2 protein-coding genes are annotated in these 2,780 nt (G+C 61.0%); one reads left to right on the forward strand and one right to left on the reverse strand.

The genetic code is table 11. The features are described from left to right. Window positions 1-47 precede the first annotated feature (47 nt). Window positions 48-980 (reverse strand): ketopantoate reductase family protein, encoded by a 933-nt coding sequence (locus tag WB528_RS21885; RefSeq protein WP_423890605.1) that lies wholly within the window; start codon window positions 978-980, stop codon window positions 48-50. 305 nt (window positions 981-1,285) lie between these two features. Here WB528_RS21885 and WB528_RS21890 point away from each other — a divergent pair, with 305 nt between their 5' ends. Beyond that, a complete protein-coding gene (locus WB528_RS21890; RefSeq protein ID WP_423890606.1) occupies window positions 1,286-2,611 on the forward strand; it encodes an adenylate/guanylate cyclase domain-containing protein in 1,326 nt (441 codons plus the stop codon). Window positions 2,612-2,780: the final 169 nt, after the last annotated feature.

Below are 2,780 nucleotides of genomic sequence, written 5' to 3' on the forward strand. Positions count from 1 at the left end.
GGCTATCGGCGCCGACGGGCGCTTAAGACCCAACGCGGATGCTCCGCTCAGCTGGCGCGAGCTTGTTTACCCATTCGGTGCAACTTGAGCATGGCATAGACCGCATTGTTGGCTGGCGTCGGTACGCCAAGTGTGCGCCCGAACTCGACGATCTTCCCGGCAAGCCAGTCCAGCTCGAGCCGGTTGCCACGTTCAAGATCGTGCAGCATGGAAGCCTTGAAGGTGGGCGGCGATGCGTCGGCGAATTTCATTCTGTCCTCCGCAAAGTCCTCCGGTATCGAGACGCCCCTGGCGCGACCGACCGCGACCACTTCGCGCATCAGGCTGTAAAAAAATGCTCGCGTATCCGGGTCAGCCAGAATGGGCCCCAGCGGCTGGCGGGTCGTAGCGGTCGCGCCCGACAATCCGACGAGAAACACAAATTTCTGCCAGCGCTCCCGGTCGATCGCGTCGGATACCGTGATATCGATGCCGGCCGCACGAGCGGCGTCGGCAAAGGACCTGAGTTGTCCATCTGCTTTACCGTCGGTTCGCCCGCAGACCATGCGCGCGAACTCGCTGGTGTGGGTGACGACGCCAGGTGCGGACAGCACGGTCGCAATATAGGCACTTCCAGCGACCACATTGTCGGTGCCTAGAATCGGAGCGATCCGCTCTGTGCTATCCACGCCGTTTTGCAGCGGGATCACCCGGGTTTGGGATCCGATCAAGGGAAGGGCCTGCACTGCCGCCTTCTCGCTGTCCCAAAGCTTGACCGCGAACAGCACGATATCGACCGGGCCGACTTTGCGGGGATCATCAGTCACATTGGGTTTAGGCAGGTGAAGATCGCCATGCACGCTCTCGATCTTGAGACCGTTTTTCTCGATTGCCTCAAGGTTGGAGCCGCGTGCGATGAAGAACACATCGTGCCCCGCCGCAGCCATGCGCGCTCCAAAATAACCTCCCAGGGCACCCGTTGCCATCACCGCGACACGCATGTCATCCTCCGCCTTCGCAACCATTCCGCTGACGAAGAGTACCGCGCGGCCGGCCCTTGTTCGATCCATCGAACGTCTGGTTCTTGCTCATTTTGGACGTCCGATGCCGCTACCCGCGGTGTCCGCAAGTGGCTCTTGGCCTGCGATGTCCGCTGTTGCGGGTAGAGCCCGGCAGTTCAGGCTGAACTACGTCCGCTTACCCGGCAGGAGACCTAAAGGCAAACGATCGGGTAAGAGTACAGAAGAGTACAGGTTGATCTTCGCTATTCCGGCGGCAACAATGGATCGGCTCCGAGGTTCGCTCGATGACCGATTTCAAGCAGCCCGACACGCGGTACGCACAAAACGGCGATGTCAGCATCGCCTACCAGGTGATGGGCGACGGACCGATCGACTTGATTTTTGTGCCCGGCTTCTTTTCGCATATCGAATTTGTGCACGAACTGGCCGGTTTCACCACTTTTTTGCGGCGCCTGGCAAGCTTCGCGCGCGTGGTGACGTTCGACAAAAGGGGGCAGGGGCTGTCGGATCGCATGTCCGGCGCACCGTCGCTGGAAGTGCGGATGGACGATGTTCGCGCGATCCAGGATGCGATCGGCTCGAAGCGCGCTGCGCTAGTCGGGTTCTCCGAAGGCGGTTGCATGAGCATCCTTTTCGCCGCCACATATCCCGAGCGCGTATCGCATCTTGTTCTGATTGGCTGTTTCAGCCGATCGGCAGATCGGGTCTCGCATGATGCATGGGAGGGACGGCTCGAACAAATCGTAAGCCAATGGGGTACCGGCGAATTGATCAAAAGGGTCGCTCCCAGCGAGGCGGGTAAGCCAGCGGCAATAGCGCAATTCGGAAAGTTCGAGCGGCTGGCGAGCAGCCCCGGCGCGTTGCGAACGATACTGCAGCTCAATCGCCAGATCGATGTCACCGCAATTCTGCCGACGCTTCAGGTGCCGACGCTGGTGCTCCACAGCAAGGCCGATCTTCAAGTTCCCGTCGAATTCGGCCGTAACCTCGCGGCAGCGATTCCGGGCGTGAAGTACATCGAATACCCGACCGGGGACCACGGGTTCTGGACCGGCGATCCCGAAAATAAACTCGGTGATATCGAGGAATTCATTACCGGCCATCGCGATCACGGCACGGCCGAGTTCGAGCGCGTGCTCGCGACCGTTCTGTTCACCGACATCGTCGAGTCGACGCGAAGCGCCGCCGAGATGGGTGACCAGCGCTGGCGCCGCCTGCTCGACGAGCACGACCAACTCGCGCAGCAGGCTGTCGACAAGCATCGTGGCCATCTGGTGAAAAGTACCGGTGATGGCATTCTGGCGACTTTCGACGGTCCAGGCCGTGCAGTGCGGTGCGCACTAGCCTTCCGTTCGGCGGCGAAGGAGATCGGTCTGCCGCTTCGGGCCGGTCTGCACACTGGTGAAATCGAGGTCAGGGGTAACGACATCGGCGGCATCGCCGTGCATGCGGCCGCGCGCGTCATGTCGCATTCCGGCTCCGACGAAGTGTTGGTGTCGCGTGTCGTCACCGATCTCGTCGCAGGCGCTGGGCTGAAATTCGCGGAGCGCGGTTCATTCGAGTTGAAGGGTCTGCCAGGCCGTTGGGACCTGTTCGCGGCCAGTGGTTAGCCATCAAAAACCGACAGACTTCTGGCACTTTCCAGACATCCTCGATTTTAGCTCGCAGATCGGCGGCAAGCGCACCCAGCTTGGCGGTCGGCTGATCGACTCCACCGCAAGCCAGCCAATTGTTTTCTTCGCCAGGGGAGCCGGCTGGTAGCGCGGCCAACTGAGCCTG

The organism is Bradyrhizobium sp. (assembly GCF_049586575.1).
Taxonomy (GTDB): domain Bacteria; phylum Pseudomonadota; class Alphaproteobacteria; order Rhizobiales; family Xanthobacteraceae; genus Bradyrhizobium.

Bases quoted from the DNA above. Each gene is read 5' to 3' on its own strand.
- WB528_RS21885 (WP_423890605.1), bottom strand. From the start codon at position 980: ATGCGTGTCGCGGTGATGGCAACGGGTGCCCTGGGAGGTTATTTTGGA.
- WB528_RS21890 (WP_423890606.1), top strand. From the start codon at position 1,286: ATGACCGATTTCAAGCAGCCCGACACGCGGTACGCACAAAACGGCGAT.